This window comes from Kutzneria sp. 744, assembly GCF_000568255.1.
GTDB lineage: Bacteria > Actinomycetota > Actinomycetes > Mycobacteriales > Pseudonocardiaceae > Kutzneria.
The window spans coordinates 8,489,628-8,494,937 of sequence record NZ_KK037166.1 but is presented as its reverse complement, the minus strand read 5'-3'; the positions used below and the strand labels follow the sequence as shown (position 1 = coordinate 8,494,937).

General features: G+C 72.7%; 8 protein-coding genes and 1 pseudogene. 6 read left to right on the top strand and 3 right to left on the bottom strand.

What is annotated here, in order from left to right; translation table 11 throughout:
• The 3 genes from KUTG_RS62145 to KUTG_RS39210 form a co-directional block, all read right to left on the bottom strand.
• On the bottom strand, window positions 1-82 hold an 82-nt coding region (locus KUTG_RS62145; protein ID WP_232241520.1), incomplete at its 3' end, for a (d)CMP kinase.
• A 169-nt stretch (window positions 83-251) separates the two neighbouring features.
• Window positions 252-614, bottom strand: a complete 363-nt coding sequence (aroH, locus tag KUTG_RS39215) for a chorismate mutase (RefSeq protein WP_043724195.1) — start codon at window positions 612-614, stop codon at window positions 252-254.
• A 25-nt stretch (window positions 615-639) separates the two neighbouring features.
• Window positions 640-1,785: a DUF1015 family protein gene (locus KUTG_RS39210; RefSeq protein ID WP_043732164.1), complete on the bottom strand. Its 1,146-nt coding sequence runs from the start codon at window positions 1,783-1,785 to the stop codon at window positions 640-642.
• A 45-nt stretch (window positions 1,786-1,830) separates the two neighbouring features.
• On the opposite strand from KUTG_RS39210, the gene KUTG_RS39205 reads away from it, so the two are divergent.
• From KUTG_RS39205 to KUTG_RS62140, 6 genes and pseudogenes are all read left to right on the top strand, one after another.
• Window positions 1,831-2,976 carry an epoxide hydrolase family protein gene (locus KUTG_RS39205; RefSeq protein WP_043724192.1) on the top strand — a complete coding sequence of 382 codons (1,146 nt, stop codon included), beginning with the start codon at window positions 1,831-1,833 and terminating at the stop codon, window positions 2,974-2,976.
• A gap of 126 nt (window positions 2,977-3,102) precedes the next feature.
• Window positions 3,103-3,483 (top strand): AfsR/SARP family transcriptional regulator, encoded by a 381-nt coding sequence (locus tag KUTG_RS54425; RefSeq protein ID WP_052395915.1) that lies wholly within the window; start codon window positions 3,103-3,105, stop codon window positions 3,481-3,483.
• Complete coding sequence (locus tag KUTG_RS54420) at window positions 3,434-3,685, top strand: AfsR/SARP family transcriptional regulator (protein ID WP_052395914.1); 252 nt, start codon at window positions 3,434-3,436, stop codon at window positions 3,683-3,685. Before KUTG_RS54425 ends, KUTG_RS54420 begins: the two co-directional genes overlap by 50 nt.
• Window positions 3,685-4,302, top strand: coding sequence for an AfsR/SARP family transcriptional regulator (locus tag KUTG_RS66640; protein ID WP_084580304.1), 618 nt, complete (start codon window positions 3,685-3,687; stop codon window positions 4,300-4,302). The genes KUTG_RS54420 and KUTG_RS66640 overlap by 1 nt, the downstream gene beginning before the upstream one ends.
• Window positions 4,194-4,649 (top strand): NB-ARC domain-containing protein, encoded by a 456-nt coding sequence (locus KUTG_RS54415; protein ID WP_369794672.1) that lies wholly within the window; start codon window positions 4,194-4,196, stop codon window positions 4,647-4,649. The genes KUTG_RS66640 and KUTG_RS54415 overlap by 109 nt, the downstream gene beginning before the upstream one ends.
• Window positions 4,583-5,310 (top strand): annotated as a pseudogene (locus KUTG_RS62140) (SARP family transcriptional regulator); the annotation flags it as partial. The gene KUTG_RS54415 and the pseudogene KUTG_RS62140, both read left to right, overlap by 67 nt.

Here is a 5,310-nt window from a genome sequence, read left to right as displayed (position 1 = left end):
CGAGGTAGCGTGCGCCCAGCTGCGTCGCGAGCCTGCGGGCGACGGTGGACTTGCCGGTGCCGGAGGGCCCGTCCAGGGCCACCACACCACGCAGCTCGCCGCGTTCCACCGTAACGCCTCCTGAAGTCGCCGACCGTCCGCACCCATTCTGCCTGGTGCCCCGGCCGATCAACGAATCAGGCCGCGTCGAAGCTCGGAACGGACCATTCCTCTACACGGAGTTTGGGAATGGTCCGTTCACTGCTTCGGCGTCAGTGCGGCAGGTCCGTGCGGAGGGCGGCCGCGCCGCGGAGGTAGGCGTGCTTGATCTCGGCGCGGGTGAGATCGGTCTCCACGTGGGCCAGCAGCCGGATGACCCGGGGCATGGCGCCGGTCACGTCGATCTCGGTCGCGGACAGCAGCGGCACGTCGGCCAGGCCGGCCATGCGCGCGGCGTAGGCCGGGAACTCGCACTTGATGTCCGGCGTCGCCGTGAGCACGACGCTGATCAGGTCGTCGGGCTCCAGCCCGTTGCGCTTGAGCACCTCGTCGACCAGCTCCGCGGTCGCCTCGAGCAACTGCTCCCTCTCGTCGGCGTCGATCTGCGTCGCGCCACGAACTGCCCGCACTGCCATGCCACGACCCTAACCGAAGTCCCCGTCACAGCGCCGCGAGGAGCAGCCCGCTGCGGGGTTTCGGCGTGAAATACGTTGCCTTTCGAGGCATGCGACGACCCTCGGCGTGCACGGCGAGCACGTCCTCGAACGGCACGGGGGCCAGTTGCAGCAGGGCGTCCACACCGGGCGGCAGTGGTCGCCCGGCCGGCGCGGCGCGAAGCGAGGGACCGTCGGGATCGATGCCCAGCGCGTCGTGGACGAGGATCTGCTCCACCACGCCGTGATCGATCTGCGGCTTCTCCGCGCCCACATCGGGCAGCACGACCCGCAGCACCTCGCTCCCGACCAGCGCGACCACGACGCCGGGCCGCCGCGGCGGGCGGGGATCACCGCCGCGGGTGACCGTGAGCCCGAAGTCCCTCCACGTGCGGTAGAGCGTGTCCGCGTCGAGGCCGGTGCCGATCAGCACCCGGTCGATCGCCCCGATGCGCAGGGCCGGCCCGGCGGTGATCAACGCCAGCAGCGACGCGCCGCCGGCGGCCGCCACCCGATGGTTGCCGTCGGCGACGAGCAGCGACTGCTGCTGGAGCAGCTCCAGCAGCTCGGTCTGCCGGGAGCCCTTCCCCAGCAACCACATCCGGTGCTGCCGGCCGTCCGAGTCCACAACGGACACCGCCGGTTCGTCCAGTTCGTCACACACGTCCGAGAGCAGCGAGGTGAGCACTGCTCCGTCCGAGACGGGCACGAGCATCGCGGCGCTGGTGGCGCAGCCCAGCCCGGACAGCACCGCCGACCGTTCGGCCACGACCTCCGGGAACACCTCCTCGGTGTGCCGGACCCGCCCCACCTCGGCCGGATCGACCAGGCACAGCACCCCGTGGGCGGAGCCGTCCGGACCGTCCACCCGGTACGGCGCGACGACGTCGTGAACCTCGCGATAGTGGTTGGCGCGCAAGTGATCCAGCGCATCACGGGCGATCGGCAGCGCCTCGGTGAGGCTCAGGCCGCGGGCCCGCGCGGCCGGCGTCCGGTGGGGATGCTGCACGGCCAGCAGCGTGCCGAGGGCGGCGCCCGGCCGGGCCAGCTCGGCGATCACCTGCTCCGGCTCGGCGAACTCGTCCACGTCGGGACCCGGCACGAAGTCGCGCACCACCCAGGCCTTAGTCACTGGACGCACCCAGCCGTTCATGACCACCATGATGACCGTGACCGCGCGATCACTGGAGGCGAGGGCGTGAAGCCGTTTCGAATTTCGGTCCCCACCCGTGACCTGGACGACCTGCGCGAACGGCTGGCCCGCACCAGATTCGCGCCGGCCCTGTCGGCGGACTGGACCCACGGCACGCCGCCGGGCTACCTCGCGGAGCTGGTCGAGTACTGGCGGACCAAGTTCGACTGGTCGGCGGCCGAGGCCAAGCTGAACGAGATGCCCCAGTTCACCGCGTCCGTGCGGGACTCGCGGCTGCACTTCGTGCACGTCGAGGGCAAAGGCCCCGCCCCGTTACCCCTGCTGTTCAGTCACGGCTGGCCCGGCTCGTTCTGGGAGGTCAGCAAGATCATCGGGCCGCTGACCGACCCGGCCGCGCACGGCGGCGACCCGGCCGACGCGTTCACCGTGGTCGCGCCCAGCCTGCCCGGCTACGGCTTCTCCGAGCACCCCGGCACGCCCGGCATCGGCCCGGTGGCCATCGCCGACCGCTTCCACGAGCTGATGACCGACGTCCTCGGCTACGGCCGGTACGCGGCGCAGGGCGGCGACTGGGGCTCGATCATCACCACCTGCCTCGGCCGCGACCACAGCGACCAGCTGGCCGGCATCCACGTGAACATGATGGCCGCTCGGCCCGTGGTCGGGGAGCACTCCACGCCGCTGACCGAGGCCGAACAGGCCTACCTCGACGGACAGGCGGCGTGGCGCAACGGCGAAGGCGCCTACGCCCAGGTCCAGAGCAGCAAGCCGGCCACACTCGGCGCGGGCCTGTCCGACTCCCCCGCCGGCCTGGCCGCCTGGATCGTGGAGAAGTTCCGCACCTGGAGCGACTGCGGCGGCGACGTGGAGTCGGTGTTCAGCAAGGACGACCTGCTCACCAACATCAGCATCTACTGGCTGACCAACTCCATCGCCACCTCGACCCGCCTGTACTACGAGGCATGGCGAGACCAGGCGACGCCCATCCTGAGCCCCGGCTACATCGACGCCCCGACCGCGTACGCGAGCTTCCCGCACGAGATCGCCCGGCCGCCGCGGGAGTGGGTGGCGCGGGCCTACAACCTCCAGCGGTTCACCGAGTTCGAGCGCGGCGGGCACTTCGCGGCGATGGAGCAGCCGGCGGCGCTGGTCGAGGACATCCGGGCGTTCTACCGGGAACTCCGGGACTGAATCAGGGCCGACCGCCGTTCCTGGCGACCCCTCCACGCCAGGAACGGCGGCGGCTGTCGGCTAGTCTGCCGGACGGCGTGTCCACAAAAGTTGGACTCCGCTTGAATCCGCAGGTCAGGGGGTGCAGTGGCGGTCCGGATCCGGCTGCTCGGCGGCGTCGGCGCCGAGGTCGGCGGCCAGCCCGCGGCGGTCGGCCACACGCGGCAGCAGCACGTGTTCGCCGCGCTGGCCATCGACGTCAACGGCGTGGTTCCCGTGGACGAGCTGGTGGACCGGGTGTGGGGCAACCGGGCGCCGCAGCGGGCCACCGGCACGTTGCAAAGCTACCTGACCCGGCTGCGCGGCGCCCTGCCCGAGCTGGCGTTCCTGCGGCGGTCCGGCGGGTACGTGCTGGAGGTCGCCGACCCGCTCGCCGTGGACGTGCACCTGTTCGAGCACCTGGTTCGGCCGGGCCCGGATGTCGGCCGAGCCGGCGCGGGCGATCGAGCTGTTCGAGCAGGCCCTTGAGCTGTGGCGGGGCGAGGCGCTGGCCGGGTTGGACTCGCCGTGGGCCGTCGCGACCCGCGAGCTACTGGCCCGGCAGCTGCTGGCCGCCGAGCTGGACGTCACCGACCTGCGGCTCCAGCTCGGGCGGCACGCGGCGCTCGTGCCGGAGCTGGTCGAGCGGGCCGCCGAGCATCCCCTGGACGAGCGGCCGCCGGGCAACTGATGCTCGCCCTGTACCGGAACGGGCGGCAGGCCGAGGCGCTCGCCCACTACGAGTCGCTGCGCGCGCGGCTGGCCGGCGAGCTGGGCGCGGATCCCGGCGTCCACCTGCGGCAGATGCACCAGCGGATCCTCACCGCCAACCCGGTGCTGGCCGTGCCGGCCCGGCAGTCCGACCAGGTCGTGCCGCGACAGCTGCCGGCCCCGCCCGCCGGCTTCGCTGCTCCGGTCCACGGAGCTGGCGGCGCTGAGCGAGACCCTGTCCGACACCACGGGCGTGCCGATCGCGGTGATCGTCGGCAGCGGCCGCATCGGCAAGACCGCGCTGGCCCTGCGCTGGGCGCACCTGCGGACCGAGGACTTCTCCCGACGGCTTTTTTGCTTGTTTACCTGCGCGGGTTCGACCCGTCCACGCCGCCGGGTGTCGCCTTCCGTGGGCTGTGCGGGGCTTTTCTCGGCGCGCTGGGCGTCGAGCCCCGCGCCGTGCCGGCCGATCCCGACGCGCAGCCGCCCTGTACCGGAGCCGGGTCGCCGGCCGTCGCATGCTGGTCGTGCTGGACAACGCCGTCGACGTGGCCCAGGTCGAGCCGCTGCTGCCGGGCAGCCCCGGCTGCGCCGTGATCGTGACCAGCCGCAACCGTCTGGCCGGCCTGGTCACCAAGCACGGCGCCCGCCCGCTGATCGCCGACACCCTGGACGACGGCGAGGCGCGGGCGCTGCTCGGCAACCGGGTCGGGGCGCAGCGGCTGGCCGCCGAACCCGAGGCAGTCGCCGAGATCTCGGCCCTGTGCGGCGGTTTCCCGCTGGCCCTGAGCATCGCCGCCGGCCGCGCGCAAATCCGTCCCGGGCTGCCGCTGTCCCGTTCTGGCCTTCGAGCTCCGCGACGCGACACCCGCTCGGCGTGCTGGACGAGGACGATCCCGAGGCCGGCATCACCGCCGTGCTGTCGTGCTCGTTCGAGACCCTGAACGCCGACCAGGAGCAGGTGTTCACCCTGCTCGGGCTGGCCCCCGGCGACGACATCGACCTGCACGCCGCCGCCTCCCTCGCGGGCCTGCCGGCCGGCCGCACCGCGCAGGCGCTGCGTGACCTGGAACAGCGCAGCCTCGTGACGCAGGACAGCCCCGGCCGCTGGCGGATGCACGACCTGGTCCGCCTGTACGCCGCCAACCGGGCCTCCGACGCCGAGGCGGCGCTGCGCCGGGTCGTCGTCTTCTACGCCAACAGCGCTGTGGCCGGCAACTGCGTGCTCGACCCCAGCTTCCCGTCCAGCGACGAAAAACTGGAGAACCCGCCCGGCTGCCAGCCTCTCGTGCCGGCCGAGCCCATGGTGTGGTTCGACGCGGAGCGGCGCTGCCTGCTGGCCGCGCAGCGCGTCGCCATGGAGAAGGGGTGGCACCTGCCGGCGTTCCAGCTGGCCGAGGGGCAGGTCATCTACTACTACCGGCGCGGGCGACACCACGACAACCTCGCGCTCTGGCAGACCGGGGCGGCCGCTTCCGTCCACCTGAGCGTGTACGCGCAGGGCGTCGCGCACCGGCAGCTCGGGCGGGCCTACTCGCGGCTGCACCAGCTGCCCGAGGCCATCGCCGAGCTCAACCAGGCGCTGGAGCTGTTCGAGCGGGCCGG